This window comes from Comamonas sp. JUb58 (assembly GCF_004364775.1).
Lineage (GTDB): Bacteria > Pseudomonadota > Gammaproteobacteria > Burkholderiales > Burkholderiaceae_C > Comamonas.
On the sequence record NZ_SOAL01000018.1, the window covers coordinates 59,400 to 75,128 of the forward strand.

14 protein-coding genes and 1 tRNA gene are annotated in these 15,729 nt (G+C 62.0%); 10 read left to right on the plus strand and 5 right to left on the minus strand.

The features are described from left to right. Positions 1 to 173: 173 nt before the first annotated feature. The 9 genes from hemC to galU all read left to right on the plus strand — a co-directional run bounded on the left by hemC (position 174) and on the right by galU (position 10,602). Positions 174 to 1,094 (plus strand): hydroxymethylbilane synthase, encoded by a 921-nt coding sequence (gene hemC / locus EDF71_RS18705; RefSeq protein ID WP_133858068.1) that lies wholly within the window; start codon positions 174 to 176, stop codon positions 1,092 to 1,094. Between the two features lie 19 nt (positions 1,095 to 1,113). Then, on the plus strand, positions 1,114 to 1,950 hold the full coding sequence (locus EDF71_RS18710; protein WP_133858069.1) for a uroporphyrinogen-III synthase: 837 nt from the start codon (positions 1,114 to 1,116) through the stop codon (positions 1,948 to 1,950). Then, complete coding sequence (locus EDF71_RS18715; RefSeq protein WP_133858070.1) at positions 1,947 to 3,080, plus strand: uroporphyrinogen-III C-methyltransferase; 1,134 nt, start codon at positions 1,947 to 1,949, stop codon at positions 3,078 to 3,080. The genes EDF71_RS18710 and EDF71_RS18715 overlap by 4 nt, the downstream gene beginning before the upstream one ends. Positions 3,081 to 3,083: 3 nt before the next feature. Beyond that, positions 3,084 to 4,370 (plus strand): heme biosynthesis HemY N-terminal domain-containing protein, encoded by a 1,287-nt coding sequence (locus EDF71_RS18720; protein WP_133858071.1) that lies wholly within the window; start codon positions 3,084 to 3,086, stop codon positions 4,368 to 4,370. Positions 4,371 to 4,644: 274 nt separating this feature from the next. After that, entirely contained in the window at positions 4,645 to 5,208 is a 564-nt protein-coding gene (locus tag EDF71_RS18725) for a cytochrome b (protein ID WP_133858072.1), read from the plus strand. A gap of 43 nt (positions 5,209 to 5,251) precedes the next feature. Next, positions 5,252 to 5,827: a YceI family protein gene (locus tag EDF71_RS18730; RefSeq protein ID WP_133858073.1), complete on the plus strand. Its 576-nt coding sequence runs from the start codon at positions 5,252 to 5,254 to the stop codon at positions 5,825 to 5,827. A gap of 57 nt (positions 5,828 to 5,884) precedes the next feature. Then, positions 5,885 to 6,460 (plus strand): YceI family protein, encoded by a 576-nt coding sequence (locus EDF71_RS18735; RefSeq protein WP_133858074.1) that lies wholly within the window; start codon positions 5,885 to 5,887, stop codon positions 6,458 to 6,460. A 242-nt stretch (positions 6,461 to 6,702) separates the two neighbouring features. After that, positions 6,703 to 9,606, plus strand: coding sequence for a valine--tRNA ligase (locus tag EDF71_RS18740; RefSeq protein WP_133858075.1), 2,904 nt, complete (start codon positions 6,703 to 6,705; stop codon positions 9,604 to 9,606). A gap of 108 nt (positions 9,607 to 9,714) precedes the next feature. Then, entirely contained in the window at positions 9,715 to 10,602 is an 888-nt protein-coding gene (gene galU, locus EDF71_RS18745) for a UTP--glucose-1-phosphate uridylyltransferase GalU (protein ID WP_133858076.1), read from the plus strand. 72 nt (positions 10,603 to 10,674) lie between these two features. On the opposite strand, the gene EDF71_RS18750 is transcribed toward galU, so the two are convergent. Genes EDF71_RS18750 through cysM form a run of 3 tightly spaced genes read right to left on the minus strand, consistent with a single transcriptional unit; the run spans position 10,675 to position 12,519 of the window. After that, positions 10,675 to 10,902, minus strand: a complete 228-nt coding sequence (locus EDF71_RS18750; protein WP_133858077.1) for a sulfurtransferase TusA family protein — start codon at positions 10,900 to 10,902, stop codon at positions 10,675 to 10,677. A gap of 31 nt (positions 10,903 to 10,933) precedes the next feature. Next, a complete protein-coding gene (locus tag EDF71_RS18755; RefSeq protein WP_133858078.1) occupies positions 10,934 to 11,560 on the minus strand; it encodes an NUDIX hydrolase in 627 nt (208 codons plus the stop codon). A gap of 47 nt (positions 11,561 to 11,607) precedes the next feature. Then, positions 11,608 to 12,519 (minus strand): cysteine synthase CysM, encoded by a 912-nt coding sequence (gene cysM / locus EDF71_RS18760; protein ID WP_208301088.1) that lies wholly within the window; start codon positions 12,517 to 12,519, stop codon positions 11,608 to 11,610. Between the two features lie 37 nt (positions 12,520 to 12,556). On the opposite strand from cysM, the gene EDF71_RS18765 reads away from it, so the two are divergent. Next, a tRNA-Leu gene (locus EDF71_RS18765) sits at positions 12,557 to 12,641 on the plus strand. A 436-nt stretch (positions 12,642 to 13,077) separates the two neighbouring features. Here EDF71_RS18765 and EDF71_RS18770 read toward each other — a convergent pair. Together EDF71_RS18770 and EDF71_RS18775 are read right to left on the minus strand one after the other, a co-directional pair. Next, on the minus strand, positions 13,078 to 14,226 hold the full coding sequence (locus EDF71_RS18770) for a DUF11 domain-containing protein (protein WP_133858080.1): 1,149 nt from the start codon (positions 14,224 to 14,226) through the stop codon (positions 13,078 to 13,080). 664 nt (positions 14,227 to 14,890) lie between these two features. Continuing rightward, positions 14,891 to 15,088 carry a hypothetical protein gene (locus tag EDF71_RS18775; RefSeq protein ID WP_133858081.1) on the minus strand — a complete coding sequence of 66 codons (198 nt, stop codon included), beginning with the start codon at positions 15,086 to 15,088 and terminating at the stop codon, positions 14,891 to 14,893. Between the last annotated feature and the right edge of the window lie 641 nt (positions 15,089 to 15,729).

Genomic DNA, 15,729 nt, shown 5'->3' on the forward strand with positions numbered 1-15,729 from the left:
ATGGGCGAAGAAGCAAAGGTGCTGAAAGATCCACGCCGCCCAAAGTCGCACTGCGCCAAAGAGCGGCGCTGCACATGCTAGCATCAGCCGCCTGTTGTGAACCGCTTGTTGACCACGTAAGGTGTCCGGCCGCCGATAAAGAGGAGACCGGGCCAGGCGTGGCCCCCTATCCCATGAGCTCCTTGTCCCTGACCATCGCCACGCGCGAAAGCCAGCTTGCCCTGTGGCAGGCTGAACATGTGCAACATATCCTGCAGCGCCTGGGCCACCAGGTCAGCCTGCTGGGGATGACCACCTTGGGCGACCAGATTCTGGACCGCACCCTGTCCAAAGTGGGCGGCAAGGGCCTGTTCGTCAAAGAGCTGGAAACCGCGCTGGAGACCGGCCGCGCCGACCTGGCCGTGCACTCGCTCAAGGATGTGCCGATGGAGCTGCCACCGGGTTTTGCGCTGGCAGCCGTGCTCGAACGCGAAGACCCGCGCGATGCCTGGGTCTCCAACCACTACGCCAGCCTGCAGGATCTGCCCCAGGGCGCCGTGGTCGGTACCTCCAGCCTGCGCCGCCAGGTGCTGCTGCGCGCCTTACGGCCCGATCTGGATATCCAGCCGCTGCGCGGCAATGTCAACACCCGCTTGCGCAAGCTGGACGAAGGCCAGTATGACGGCATCGTGCTGGCCGCGGCCGGCCTCAAGCGCCTGGCGCTGGATGCACGCATCCGGCATGCCTTCGACACCGACACCATGCTGCCCGCCGCAGGCCAGGGCGCGCTGGGCATTGAAGTGCGCAGCGACCGCCAGGACCTGCTGGACCTGTTTGCCGGTCTGGCCGATCAGCGCACCTGGCAAACGGTGACGGCCGAGCGTGCTGTCAGCCGCTGCATGGGCGGCAGCTGCTCCATGCCTTTGGCAGCCCATGGCGAATGGAAAGACGGCCAGCTCTGGCTGCGCGCCGCCTGGGGCGACGAAGCCAATCCCAACGCCCCCCTGGTCTCTGCGCAGGCCAGCGCCGCCGTCACCGATCTGGACAGTGGCGATGCGCTGGGCCAGCAAGTGGCTGCACTGCTGCAACAAGCGGGCGCCCAGGTGCGCCGTTGAGCGGCCCGCCAGCACTGCCATGGCCCAGCCTCCGCGCCGTATCATCATCACCCGCCCCCAGCCCGAAGCGGACGATTGGGTGGCCCAGCTGCGCCAGCGGGGCCTGCAGGCCGATGCCCTGCCGCTGATCGAGATTGCCGCTGCCGACAGCCCCGCCCACCAGGCAGCCAGCATGCAGGCGCGCCAGCACTGGCAACGCTATGGCGCGCTGATGCTGGTCAGCACCAATGCGGCACGCTTTTTTCTGGACCCAGACCTGGTGCAGGCGCTGGCCCAGCAAGCGCGCGAGGCGCCCCACACCCGGCTGTGGTGCCCCGGCCCCGGCACCGCGCGCGCAGCCCGGGCACTGGGTGTGCCCAGCGATTTGATCGACCAGCCCGCCACCGATGCCCCGCAGTTCGACTCCGAATCGCTGTGGACCGAGGTCGGCCCGCAGGCCGCCGCCATGGCGGCATCGGGCCAGCGCGTGCTGGTGGTGCGCGGCGCCAGTGCCGGCAGTGCGATTGACCAGCTGGTGACCGGCTCGGGCCGCGAATGGCTGGCCCGCCAGTTGCAAGCGGCCGGTGTGGGCGTGGATTTTGTTGGTGTGTACGAGCGCCGCGCGCCCGCCTGGACGCCAGCGCAACTCGCATTGGCAGAGCAAGCACTGGCGGATGGCAGCATCTGGCTGTTCAGCAGCTCCGAGGCGGTGATGCATTTAAGCAACAGATTCAGCGCCAGCGCATTGGCACCGGCCCAGGCGCTGAGCACCCATGCGCGCATCGCCCAGGCGACCCGCGCGGCAGGATTTGTCCACATTCTGCAGTGCCGGCCTGCCCTGGAAGACGTGGTAGCGTCGTTAGAATCTGCGCTATGACGCTGCCAGAGCAAGCACCGAACCCCACGCCCTCCCACCCGGCCACCGCTTCCAGCCAGGTCCACCCTGCCGGCAGCCGCATGCCGCAAGCCTGGGTCTGGACGTCCGTGACCTTGGGCATTGCCGCCACTATCGCGATCATCAGCGCAGCCATGCTGTGGCAACGCCTGAACAACATCCAGCAGCAGCTGGCCTTGCAAAGCGCCGACTCGCGCAGCCAAGCGGTAGAAGCCCGCACCCTGGCCCGCCAGGCAGACGATGTATCGCGCGACACCGCCTCGCGCATGTCGGTGATGGAGGCCCGCGTTGGCGAAGTGGCGCTGCAGCGCGGCCAGCTGGAAGAGCTGGTGCAAAGCCTGTCGCGCAACCGCGATGACACCATGGTCGGCGACATCGAAAGCGCCGTGCGCTTTGCGATGCAGCAAAGCCAGTTGAGCGGCAGCCCTGATCCGCTCGTCAGCGCCCTCAAGATTGCGCAGCAGCGCGTGACCGTGTCGGCCCAGCCCCGCCTGGCTCCGCTGCAACGCGCCATTGCCCGCGATCTGGACCGCATTGCCGCCAGCAAATCACTGGACACCGCCGGCCTGCTGGCCCGCATGGACGACCTGCTGCGCCAGATCGATGATCTGCCGCTGCAAAACGATGTGCTCGATAAAAACGCCCGCCGCACGGCGCCCGCCCGCAACCGGGGCAACGCAGCGGCGGCGCCATCAGCAGCCAATGCAAATGCTGCTGCAGACGACACTGCAGCCCCAAGCTGGTGGCTGTCTGCGCTGAGCAGTGCCTGGGACGTGGTGCATGAAGAGGCACGCAGCCTGGTGCGCGTGCGCCGCATCGACTACCCCGATGCAGTACTGCTCTCGCCCACGCAGGCGTTTTTTGTGCGTGAGAACCTCAAGCTGCGCATCCTGAACGCACGCATGGCCTTGCTGGGCCGCCAGATGAACGCCTCGCGCAATGACCTGGCCGCTGCGGCTGACGCCGTGCACAAGTATTTCGATATCTCTTCGCGCCGTGGCCAGCAGGCCGCCCAGCAGCTCAACCAACTGCAGCAGGCCATGCAGGATGTGGAAGTGCCACGCGCCAATGACACGCTGGCCGCACTGGCCACTGCGGCCGCAGGACGTTAAGCCATGAGAGCCGCACTTTGGTTGATCGGTCTGTTTGCCGTGGCAGTGGCCGCCGCCTTGTTTGCTGGCAGCAACCAGGGCAGCGTCACCCTGCACTGGCCGCCCTACCGCATTGATTTCTCGCTGAACATGGTCGTCGTGTTGCTGCTGCTGGCCTTTGTGCTGGTCTACGGCGCGCTACGCGGCGTCAGCGCCATGTTCGAGCTGCCGCGCCAGGCCAAGCGCTGGCGCATTCAGCAAAAAGAGCGCGCCATGCATGGCGCAGCGCTGGATGCCGTGACCCAGCTGCAGGCCGGCCGCTTTGTGCGCGCCCGCAAGGCCGCGCTGTCGGCCCTGGCGCAGGAGCAGGCCTTGCAGGACAGTGGCGCCGCCATCCCCAATGGCTTGCCGCTGCGCGTGCTGGGCCATGTGCTGGCAGCCGAGAGCTCGCACGCGCTGCAGGACCAGGCCCAGCGCGACCAGCACTGGGACATGGCGATGCAGGAAGCCACCGCCCCCCAGGCCAGGAATCTGCCCGAGCTGGCCGAAGGCACCCAGCTGCGCGCCGCGCAGTGGGCGCTGGATGACCACAATGCCCATGGCGCGATCGAGCAACTGGCACGCCTGCCCCAGGGCGCCGCACGCCGCACCCTGGCGCTGCGCCTCAAGCTCAAGGCGGCGCGCCAGCTGCGCCAGGCCCTGACCGCGCTGGATACGGCCCGGCTGCTGGCCAAGCACCGCGCGTTTTCGGCCGCTGCGGCGCAGAGCATCATCAAGGGCCTGGCGACCGAGCTGATCAACGATGCCCATGACCCCGAGCAGCTGATGCAGGCCTGGCGCAACCTGGATGCGAACGAGCGCAACCTGCCCGAGGTCGGCATCCATGCCGCGCGCCGCCTGCAACAACTGGGCGGCAACCCGCAGCAGATGCGCGAATGGCTGCTGCCCGCCTGGGAGCGCTACACCACCAGCAACAACGGCCTGCCCAGCCTGCAGGCCGAACGCCTGGTGCGCGTGCTTGAAGACAGCATGGGCGCGCTTGATGCGACCTGGCTGGCCCGCATCGAGACCGCCCAGCAGCGCCGGCCTCACGACCCCTACCTGCAGTACCTGGCCGGATGCGCCTGCCTGCAGCGCCAGCTCTGGGGCAAGGCCCAGCAGTGGCTGCAGCAAGCTGCGCCTTCGCTGCAAGAGGAATCGCTGCGCCGCCGCGCCTGGCAGCACCTGGCCCGCCAGGCGGAGTACCGGGGTGATGCCGCTGCCGCCGCCCAGGCCTGGAAGCAGGCCGCGCTGGCTGGCGAGCAAGTCTGAAGCGCAGCCCCGGGCGGGGGCTGCCTTCACTGCATGCGATATACAAGGCGATACAAAATCGCGCGTCACCCGGGTTGCCAGCAGGCTTTAAAACCGCCTGTTTGTGCCTGCTCGGCATATGCTTATGAACATTGGTTCTGGAACCAGCCAAGCCGAGGTCGATCAATTCAATTAATTTGAACTTCGCCATCAATCGGGCTGAACTTCTGGCAATTGATCCGCTCCTACACTCGCTTCAAACAATACCGCTGCATCCCTCGCTGCAGCGTTTTTTATGGCTACCACGACCAATAACACCCGCTATACCGGCACGGCGATTGCACTGCACTGGATTCTGGCCCTGGCCCTGATTGGCATCTTTGCCTTTGGCCTGTACATGACCAGCCTGCCCTTCTCCCCCACCCGCCTCAAGTACTTCAACTGGCACAAATGGGCCGGCATGACGATCCTGATTCTGTCGGCCGTACGGATCCTCTGGCGCTTCACCCACCGCCCACCGGCACTGCCCGAGGCCACTGCCCGTGCAATGCCCGCCTGGCAGCATGTAGCCCACCATGGCGTGCACCACCTGATGTATGCACTGTTCTTTGCTGTGCCGCTGATGGGCTGGATCTACAGCTCGGCAGCAGGCTTCCCCATCGTGCTGTTTGGCGTGATGCCCCTGCCCGATCTGGTGAGCAAGAGCCCGGAGCTGGCAGAAGCCCTCAAGCCCTGGCATGCTTACCTGGCCTACACCCTGGCTGCGCTGGTGGTCATGCATGTGGCTGCACTGCTCAAGCACCAGCTGATTGACCGCGATGGCCTGCTCTCCCGCATGCTGCCCGGCCGCGCTTCTTGATTTGTACCGTTTTTGCACCGTTTTTTTACTGGAGTCTGATCTGATGTCCAAGCTCTCCCCAATCGCCCTGTTCGCTGCCGCCCTGACCGCAGCTGCATTTGCCGCCCCCGTGATGGCCCAGCAAGCACTGGTGCCGGCACAAAGCGCCGTCAACTTCGAAGCCAAGCAGATGGGCGTGCCGATCAAGGGCCACTTCCAGAAGTTCGATGCCAAGATCGCCTTCGACACCGCCAAGCCCGAAGCCAGCAAGATCCAATTCTCGGTCGACACCGGCAGCGCCACGATGGGCGTCAAGGAAACCGATGCCGAGCTGCCCAAGGCCGAATGGTTCAATGTCGCCAAGTTCCCGCAAGCCACCTTTGACTCCACCGCCGTCAAGGCCCTGGGCGGCGGCAAGTACCAGGTCGATGGCACCTTGACGATCAAGGGCAACGTCCAGAAGGTCAGCCTGCCCGTCACCCTGACCCAATCGGGCACCACCACCACGGCTGCCGGCACCCTGCCCTTGAAGCGCCTGACCTATGCCATCGGCGATGGCGACTGGAAGGACACCTCGATGGTGGCCGACGAGGTGCAGGTGCAGTTCAAGCTGGCCCTGACCGGTGTGGGCAAGATCTAAGCCCAGCCTCTGTTTTTCTGTTCTCAGTTCTTTAACCCCTTTTTTAGGAGATTCCTGATGCGCACTTCCCTGTTGGCCCTGGCCGCTGCTTCCCTGTTTGCCGGTGCTGTGCACGCGGCTCCAGCCACCTACGCGATCGACCCAACGCACACCTTTGCGACCTTCGAGATCGACCACAACGGCGCCACGACCAACCGTGCACGCTTCGACAAAAAAGAAGGCACCCTGACCCTGGACCGCGCTGGCAAGACCGGCTCGGTCGATATCAACATCGATATCGCTTCGGTCAACTCCGGCACGCCTGCTTTTGACAAGCACCTGCAAAGCAAGGACATCTTCAACGTGGCCGAGCACCCCAAGGCCCGCTTCCAGTCCACCAAGTTCGTGTTTGATGGCGACAAGCTCGCTTCCGTCGAAGGCAACATGACCCTGTTGGGCAAGACCCAGCCCGTGACCTTCAAGGCCAACAAGTTCAACTGCTACCCCAACAAGATGCTGCAAGACCGCGAAGTCTGCGGTGGCGATTTCGAAACCACGTTTGACCGTACCGCCTTCGGCCTGGACTACGGCGTGAACTGGGGCGCTGCCAAGAACGTGCGCCTGGTCGTGCAGATCGAAGCCGTCAAGCAGTAATCCAACCTGAGCTGCATGGGGCTCGTCTGCACAAGAGCCCCTGACCGCCCATAACTGCCAGTAGCCGATAAACGGCCGCTGGCAGTTTTTTTATGCCTGTCTGCAGGGGCGCAGGCCGCCAGCAACCGGGCCACAAGCCCACGCGGGCCGGTCATGGCCGCAGGCGGGCTAAAATCAGCTTATTCATTCCAAGCTATCCAACGGCATCTCGATCTGTGGTGCCGTTTTCCATTGATCACACCATGAGCGACACCAACAGCCAACCGATTTCCCAACCAGGTCTCGATAGCCTGTCCAAGTCTTTTGAGCCTTCGGCCATCGAAGCCCATTGGGGCCCGGAATGGGAAAAGCGCGGCTACGGCAATGCCGGCTATCGCGGCACCGGTGCGCCCAATGCGGAGTCGGTGGCAGCGCACCAGAACTTCTCCATCCAGCTGCCACCACCCAATGTGACCGGCACCTTGCACATGGGCCATGCGTTCAACCAGACGATTATGGATTCGCTGACCCGCTACCACCGCATGAAGGGCTACAACACGGCCTGGATTCCGGGCACCGACCACGCCGGTATCGCCACGCAGATCGTGGTGGAGCGCCAGCTGCAGGCCGCCGGCCAAAGCCGCTATGACCTGGGCCGCGAAAACTTTGTCGCCAAGGTCTGGGAGTGGAAGGAACAGTCGGGCAACACCATCACCACGCAGATGCGCCGCATGGGCGATACCGTGGACTGGAGCCGCGAGTACTTCACGATGGACGACAAGCTCTCCAAGGTGGTGACCGAGACCTTCGTCAAGCTCTACCAGCAAGGCCTGATCTACCGTGGCAAGCGCCTGGTGAACTGGGATCCGGTGCTGCAATCGGCCGTGTCCGACCTGGAAGTGGAAAACCAGGAGAAAGACGGCTCGCTCTGGCATATTGCCTACCCGCTGACCAGCGGCGAAGGCCAGCTGGTGGTGGCCACCACCCGCCCCGAAACCATGCTGGGCGACGTGGCCGTGATGGTCCACCCCGAAGACACGCGCTACCAGCACCTGATCGGCCAGACCGTGACCCTGCCCTTGGTGGGCCGCCAGATCCCGATCATTGCCGACGACTATGTGGACCGCGAGTTCGGCACCGGCGTGGTCAAGGTCACCCCTGCGCATGACCAGAACGACTACCAGGTCGGCCAGCGCCACAAGCTGCCGATGATCGTGGTGCTGACCCTGGAAGCCAAGATCAACGACGAGGCGCCCGAGAAATACCGGGGCATGGACCGTTTTGTGGCGCGCAAGGCCATCGTGGCCGACCTGGAAGCCCAGGGCCTGCTGGTCGAGACCAAGAAGCACAAGCTGATGGTGCCTATCTGCGACCGTACCGGCCAGGTGATCGAGCCCATGCTGACCGACCAGTGGTTCATCGCGATGAGCAAGGTCAGCGACCAGGATCCCACCGGCAAGAGCATTGCGCAAAAGGCCATCGACGCCGTGTCCTCGGGCCAGGTGCAGTTTGTGCCTGAGAACTGGGTCAACACCTACAACCAGTGGATGAACAACATCCAGGACTGGTGCATCTCGCGCCAGCTGTGGTGGGGCCACCAGATTCCGGCCTGGTACGACGAAGAAGGCAACATCTATGTGGCCAAGAACGAGGCCGAAGCCCAGGCACAAGCGCCTGGCAAGGTGCTGCGCCGCGATGCCGATGTGCTGGACACCTGGTACTCCTCGGCCATGGTGCCCTTTAGCACCATGGGCTGGCCCGAGCAAGGCGATGCCGCCGATGACGACTTCAACCTCTACCTGCCCTCGTCGGTGCTGGTGACGGGCTACGACATCATCTTCTTCTGGGTCGCCCGGATGATCATGATGAGCACGCACTTCACCGGTCGCGTGCCATTCAAGCATGTCTACATCCACGGTCTGGTGCGCGATGCGCAGGGCAAGAAGATGTCCAAGTCCGAAGGCAATGTGCTGGACCCGGTGGACCTGATCGACGGGATTGCGCTGGAGCCGCTGCTGGACAAGCGCAGCTCGGGCCTGCGCAAGCCAGAGACCGCGCCCCAGGTGCGCAAGAACACGCAAAAGGAATTCCCCGAAGGCATCCCTGCCTACGGTGCCGATGCACTGCGCTTCACCTTTGCCGCGCTGGCCTCGCTGGGCCGCTCGATCAACTTCGACAGCAAGCGCTGCGAGGGCTATCGCAACTTCTGCAACAAGCTCTGGAACGCTTCGCGCTTTGTGCTGATGAACTGCGAAGGCCATGACTGCGGCCTGCTGGAACACAGCAAGGACCAGTGCGCCGCCGGCGACTACCTGCAGTTCAGCCAGCCAGACCGCTGGATCGTCTCGCAGCTGCAAAAGGTCGAGGCCGAGGTGGCCAAGGGCTTTGCCGAGTTCCGCCTGGACAACGTGGCCAACACCATCTATGACTTTGTCTGGAACGAGTTCTGCGACTGGTACCTGGAAATTGCCAAGGTGCAGATCCAGACCGGCAACGAAGCCCAGCAGCGCGGCACCCGCCGCACCCTGATCCGTACGCTGGAAACCATTCTGCGTCTGGCCCACCCGATCATCCCGTTTGTGACCGAAGCGCTGTGGCAGAAGGTGGCCCCCGTGGCCGGCCGCGAAGGCGCATCGATTGCGATTGCCGCCTACCCGCAAGCCCAGCCCGAGAAGATCGACAACGAGGCCATCGCCTATGTGGAGCGCATCAAGCAGATGGTGGACGCCTGCCGTGCGCTGCGCGGTGAGATGGCCGTCTCGCCCGCACAGCGCCTGCCGCTGCTGACGGTGGCCGGCTCTGCCGATGGCGCCGCCTTCCTGCGCGCCAACGCCGATGTGCTGAAGAACCTGGCCAAGCTGATCGAAGTCAAGGTGTTCGACGACGAGACCACCTGGGCGGCTGAAGCCCAGCACGCACCGGTATCGGTGGTGGGCGATGCCCGCCTGGCGCTGTTTGTGGAAGTGGATGTGGAAGCCGAGAAGCTGCGCCTTGGCAAGGAGATCAAGCGCCTGGAGGGCGAGATCACCAAGGCCAACGCCAAGCTGTCCAACGAGGCCTTCTGCGCCAAGGCACCGGCTCCCGTGCTGGACCAGGAGAAAAAGCGCATGGCGGACTTTGGCGCCTCGCTGAGCAAGCTGCAAGAGCAGCTCCAGCGCCTGGGCTGATTCGGCCGGGGCAGTGCAAAAATCAGCACATAATGCCCCTTGGTCCTGCACACAAAGGCGCAGCTTGCTGCGCCTTTGTCACATCCAAGTCCTGAAACCCAAGTATTTATGACTAATCCGACCCGTGTCCGCAAAGCCGTTTTCCCAGTCGCTGGTCTGGGCACCCGCTTCTTGCCTGCCACCAAGGCTTCGCCCAAGGAAATGCTGCCCGTGGTGGACAAGCCCCTGATCCAGTACGCGGTGGAAGAAGCCTACGAGGCCGGTATCCGGGACATGATCTTTGTCACCGGCCGCAGCAAGCGCGCGATCGAGGACCACTTCGACACCGCCTATGAGCTGGAAAACGAGCTGGAAAACGCCGGCAAGCAGGCCATGCTGGATCTGGTGCGCAGCGTCAGCCCCGATGACATGAACTGCCTGTTTGTGCGCCAGCCCCGCTCGCTGGGCCTGGGCCATGCGGTGCTCTGCGCCGAGCCGCTGGTGGGAAACGAGCCCTTTGCCGTGCTGCTGGCCGATGACCTGATGACCGGCACGCCCGGTGGCCCGGGCGTGATGGCGCAGATGACGGCCGCCTTCTCCAAGCAAGGCCGCTCGCTGCTGGCCGTGCAAGAGGTGCCGCTGGAGCACACCAAGCGCTACGGTATCGTCAAGGGCGAGCCTGCAGGCGGCCCGCTGATGCGCATTGACGAGATCGTCGAAAAACCCGCGCCAGAAAAAGCCCCCTCCCGCATGGGTGTGGCCGGCCGCTATGTGCTCACCCCCGGCATCTTTGACGAGATCCGCAACCAGCCCAAGGGCGTGGGCGGTGAGATCCAGCTGACCGACGCGATCGAGCGCCTGATGCACAGCGAAACGGTGTACGCCTACCGCTACAGCGGCAAGCGCTATGACTGCGGCAGCAAGGAAGGCTTTTTGCAGGCCACGGTGGAGCTGGCCCTGCAGCACCCCGATGTGGGCGATGATTTCCGCGCGTTCTTGAAAGAGCTGCAGTTCTGACCCTGCGTCGAATCCATGAAAAACAAAGGCCTGCTGATGCAGGCCTTTGTTTTGGGATGCGCGGGCGCGAGGCTAGCGGCGGCGCAGAATATGGATGAACTCCTCACCCACGGTTTGCTGATCCACCAGTTCATTACCAGTCTGCTTGGCAAATGCCTGGAAATCCCGGATCGAGCCGGTATCCGTCGCCACCACCTTGAGCAGTTGCCCGCTCTGCATGGTGGCCAAGGCCTTCTTGGCCTTCAAAATCGGCAGCGGGCAATTGAGCCCCCGCGTATCCACTTCCTGGTCAATATCCATCGTCTTCATTCGTTGTTGATCGCCAACTGTGTCAGTCCAGGCGGGGCGCCACCACAAAGCGGGCATCCTCTTCCCAGTAGTTCACCGGCCATTTGGCGGGATCAGGGTCGGGGTTGGCGTTGTTGGGGCGGAAGGCGCCAAAGCGCACCGGCGCGCCCTTGCTCTTGACCCATTCGGCCATCGCATAGCCCGTGCCGGAGGGCCAGCACAGCACATCCTGCGCGGTCTTCCACTGGTATTCCACCAGCTCGGGCGACAGGCGCACATCCTCGGGCTGGCCATCGACGCGCACATGGTAGGCGATCAGCACCTGGTTCATGCGCAGAAACTCCCAGCAGCCAATCAGGCGCAAGGCCTTGGTCTGCAGGCCGGTTTCTTCGAGCACCTCGCGGGCAATGCCGGCCTCCGGCGATTCACCGGCCTCCATGAAGCCGGTGATCAGGCCAAACATGCCCGGCTGCCACATGGCATTGCGCGCCAGCAGCACCTGGCCCTGGTCGTTCTCGACGACGGCGGCCAGCACGGGCGTGGGGTTGCCCCAGTGCGTCCAGCCGCAAGCGGGGCAGCGCAGACGGCTGACATCGCCACTGTCCTCGGCCATCACCTTCCATTGCAGCGCCGTGGCGCAGTTCACGCAAAATTTCGTTTCGTATTGCATAGGGCTTTCATGCCAGCAGCCGGGCGCTAGGGGCCCGGCCTGCGCGTTCAGGCGGGAAACACGCCGGTGGACAGATAGCGGTCCCCCCGGTCGCAGACGACAAACACAATGGTAGCGTTGCGTTCGCGGCGCGCAATTTCCTGGGCGACATGGCAGGCACCAGCGGCAGAAATGCCAGCAAAGATGCCTTCATCACGGGCAAGGCTGCGGGCCATGTCCTCGGCATCGTTCTGGGTCACGTAGACCATCTCGTCGACCGCGCTCGGGTCATAGATCTTGGGCAGGTACTCTTCCGGCCACTTGCGAATGCCTGGGATGCGCGAGCCTTCGGTCGGCTGGGCGCCAATGATGCGCACGGCCGGGTTCTTTTCCTTCAGGTAGCGCGACACACCGGTGATGGTGCCGGTCGTGCCCATCGCGCTGACAAAGTGGGTGATCTGGCCACCCGTCTGCTCCCAGATCTCGGGGCCGGTGGTCTCGTAGTGGGCGCGCGGGTTGTCCGGGTTGGCAAACTGGTCCAGCACAATGCCCTTGCCTTCGGCCACCATCTTGTCGGCCAGGTCACGGGCATATTCCATGCCGCCGCTCTTGGGCGTCAGGATCAATTGCGCGCCGTAGGCCTTCATCGTCTGAGCACGCTCGATGGACAGGTCCTCCGGCATGATCAGCACCATACGGTAGCCCTTGATGGCAGCGGCCATCGCCAGCGCAATACCAGTGTTGCCCGAGGTGGCCTCGATCAAGGTGTCACCGGGCTTGATCTCGCCCCGCTCCTGCGCACGCTGGATCATCGACACCGCCGGCCGGTCCTTGACCGAGCCCGCCGGGTTGTTGCCTTCCAGTTTGCCCAGCACCACATTGCCATTGGCCTCGTTGTAGTCAGCACCGATACGCTGCAGGGCCACCAAGGGCGTCTTGCCGATCGCATCTTCAATCGTTGGGTATTTTTTGGAACTCATTATTTGTGCCATAATTGCGAGCTGCGATACAGACACAGCCCGGGTGGTGAAATTGGTAGACGCAGGGGACTCAAAATCCCCCGCCGCAAGGCGTGCCGGTTCGATTCCGGCCCCGGGCACCACACTCAAAGCCGTTAAGTTTAAACAACTTAGCGGCTTTTTCTTTGTCTGTCGTGGAGTGCTGCATGTCTAGGCGTTTGCGGTTGAAACCGATTGCGTTTGTTTAAAAACTATAGCAGCCGACATTCTAACCAGAGGGCAAGCCCCTTGTTACGTTGGTGTTGGGGTGCCGGGCAAGCATCTGGTTTAAGCATCGATGGATACCGCAACCACCTCCAGGTTTTGGAGATCATCACCCGCCAAATTGCAGCCATCACGATCAGTGCACCCTGAAGCTATAGAAACTGCTGTGTGCGTCTACGGACAGAGACGAGCTAATCGCTGCGCACAAACGAGCCAAAAGGCAGCATTACCAATGCCTAGCACCCTGCACCACCAGCGCAGCAAAAAGCCCTCAGAAGGAGGGCTTGAACCAAACTTAATGGCGCGGGAGGCTGCTTAATTTTCAGCAGCCATACGCTTGTCCTTTTTGCGCCGCCAGGCCAACAGACCAACAGACGCTGTGAGCGCTGCCAGTGCACCCGCACCCAATCCAGGCACGGCCTGCGCCACAGGTGGCGCAGCTGTGTAGCTCGGGCTCACACTGGCGGAGCAGCCGGTCGTGACAGAACACACACCACCAGTGCCCGGGGTGATCGTTGCTGTATTGTCGAGGCTATCGCGGCCCGTGACCGTGCCTGACAAGCTAAATACCAGGCTGGATTGCGCTGGCAGATCAAACACAACATTGGAGGAGATCGGGCTAGGACACACCGCCGTACCCGCGCCAGCCACGCAGGACCAGACCGGGTTGGCCACACCGGCAGGCACTGCATCCGCCAAGCTCAAGCCAGTAGCATCTACCAGGCCCTGGCTGGTCACCGTCACGCTGTAGTTGATGGCATCGCCCGGCACATAGCTGGCCTTGTCCGCCGTCTTGGTCACACTGATCGGTGATACCGAGCAGACCGACTCCCCGGCAGTGCGGGCACGCGCCAGAAAGCCTGCAGCCCAGCCGGTATCTGCCGTCCGGAACACCAGCGTATTAAGGCCAGAGACCCAGCCAGTGTTGAGTGTGGTGTACACACCGCCGCCAAATCCGTTTCCTGAAAACGGAGCAACCGCTGTGCCATTGACGTAGGCCGCATTGGCCACGTCATCGCCCATGTATTCCATCTCAATGCGCAAGGCAGATGGTGGGACTTCGGGAGACAGGTTGAACTGAACCCGATAGTGGTTGTTGTACGGCGTCAAACTGGGGTTGGGACGCGGCCACCAGTTGCCGAATGCCGACTGGTTGCCAGATGCCCCCTGACCCGGACTGAGCCACTGCGCATCGTTGAAACTAGCCCAATTCGGATCTACCGCCACCGTCGTCCGCGCCTGCACCCAACTGACACTGTTAGGCGGGGGCGTTTGTGGCGAATTGCTGTACTCCTGAAACTGACTCCAAATCGGATCAAGCTGAGAAGTACCCAGCTTCGAGCCATTCAGTGTGCCGGTATTGAGCTCCGACACAAGGCTGGAGCAGGACAGGGTCGGCACCGTTTGCGCAAAAGAAGACAGTGCACAGGCCGCAGCCGCAAAGGCCAAGAGTTGCTTTTTCATTGCGATGGGTGATTTAGAGGGATAGAACTCGAGGGATTTCGCAACTGGACAGGACTACCGCCGCATCGCAGGCACTTGGCCAAGATCACAAAAGAAACACATTGTCACACCTATAGCTCAAAAGTGTTATAAGAAGTTTCTTTTATGATTGAATATTTCTAAGCCATTTACTTATAAGCGAGCATGCTCTACGCCGATTGCGGAGACGCCGCCAGTCGCTTAATACGTTCGATCCCTGCGCTGGATCTGTCGAACAGCTGGATGCAGGCACCCCTGAGGGCGCGGGATGCGTGATGGGACGCGAGGCTTGCATCCAAAGCCCCCTATCGCCAAACCTAGGGACCCTCTGCAAAACTCCATGCCGTGGTCTGAACGCGGATTCGGGCGATCCGCTGCGTTGTCTTCCTTGTGAATAGCTACGGCTATTTACTGCAAAAGACGCCTTGCGTCTGATCCCGATCCGTGTCCATCCCGCTTGGCGAGGGTTTGGCAGAGGATCCCTAGTTCCGTTTTCAGTCGCACAAAGGGAGATATGCAATCCTGGTCTGGGACATAGGCCGATTAAGCGATCAAGCTGCAGAGAAGAAGGCTGGAGAGATACGCAATGGCGCTAAACCATGCGATTATTGGAATCGCCCGTCATAGGCATCCAAGAGAGCAGTTATTACTCATCACCACCCAACTTGCCACGCCCACCCATTTGCTCGTCATAGAACTGGCCCAGCCCCAGGCTGCCAACATCGCGGCGCAAATGGATATCGTAGATAAAAATCTTGTTGAAGACCCGGTCCAGCCGCACGTACTGGTAGGTGGCTACCGTGGTTTCATTGACCACCAGTTTGATGGGATCCGTTCTGTACACACCGAAATGGCTGGTGGGCCTGAGTTTTATCTTCGAAAACGGCTCTGACGACAAATACACGTAGACAGGGGTGTACATTGAGTAAATATTGTCTTTGCGAATTAGAGGTGGCAAATACCATTACCACCCATTACCTGGCCCACTGTTAATACACCTGCCCCATTACCAGGGAAAACAGGCGGTATTAGCAAAACGGTGACCGCGATTAACTCTGCGCTAACACTTAGCTATAATTGATAGCTATATGATATTCGATTAAATCTATTTGTGGTTAACAATAACTATCAGTTTGCAGTTGTTTGCTATTCGTGAAGAAACTGTTTTTTGCCGATCCCAGACCTTTGCTGGCCAGGCTGTGGGACGGCGGCTCGCCAGCTTGCAAGCCCCGTCCTGCACTCGTTTTTGCTACAGCGCAATATTTGCCATATTTTTATACAGTATCGCTTTTCACAGCCACCTACACCAGATAGCCACAAGCCATTCAAATATCTAGATAGTTAGCTTAAAAATTCATAGCAAATTTGGTAGAGAGGTAGCAATTTGAGCCACAATACGGCGGTTGTCTTGCTATGCTGGCTGCCGTCGGCATGTCCCGGTTGTTGTAGTTCATGGCCTGCCCTCCTCCCCGTTCCGCCAAGCGT

Bases quoted from the DNA above. Each gene is read 5' to 3' on its own strand.
- hemC (WP_133858068.1), top strand. From the start codon at position 174: ATGAGCTCCTTGTCCCTGACCATCGCCACGCGCGAAAGCCAGCTTGCC.
- EDF71_RS18710 (WP_133858069.1), top strand. From the start codon at position 1,114: ATGGCCCAGCCTCCGCGCCGTATCATCATCACCCGCCCCCAGCCCGAA.
- EDF71_RS18715 (WP_133858070.1), top strand. From the start codon at position 1,947: ATGACGCTGCCAGAGCAAGCACCGAACCCCACGCCCTCCCACCCGGCC.
- EDF71_RS18720 (WP_133858071.1), top strand. From the start codon at position 3,084: ATGAGAGCCGCACTTTGGTTGATCGGTCTGTTTGCCGTGGCAGTGGCC.
- EDF71_RS18725 (WP_133858072.1), top strand. From the start codon at position 4,645: ATGGCTACCACGACCAATAACACCCGCTATACCGGCACGGCGATTGCA.
- EDF71_RS18730 (WP_133858073.1), top strand. From the start codon at position 5,252: ATGTCCAAGCTCTCCCCAATCGCCCTGTTCGCTGCCGCCCTGACCGCA.
- EDF71_RS18735 (WP_133858074.1), top strand. From the start codon at position 5,885: ATGCGCACTTCCCTGTTGGCCCTGGCCGCTGCTTCCCTGTTTGCCGGT.
- EDF71_RS18740 (WP_133858075.1), top strand. From the start codon at position 6,703: ATGAGCGACACCAACAGCCAACCGATTTCCCAACCAGGTCTCGATAGC.
- galU (WP_133858076.1), top strand. From the start codon at position 9,715: ATGACTAATCCGACCCGTGTCCGCAAAGCCGTTTTCCCAGTCGCTGGT.
- EDF71_RS18750 (WP_133858077.1), bottom strand. From the start codon at position 10,902: ATGGATATTGACCAGGAAGTGGATACGCGGGGGCTCAATTGCCCGCTG.
- EDF71_RS18755 (WP_133858078.1), bottom strand. From the start codon at position 11,560: ATGCAATACGAAACGAAATTTTGCGTGAACTGCGCCACGGCGCTGCAA.
- cysM (WP_208301088.1), bottom strand. From the start codon at position 12,519: ATGAGTTCCAAAAAATACCCAACGATTGAAGATGCGATCGGCAAGACG.
- EDF71_RS18770 (WP_133858080.1), bottom strand. From the start codon at position 14,226: ATGAAAAAGCAACTCTTGGCCTTTGCGGCTGCGGCCTGTGCACTGTCT.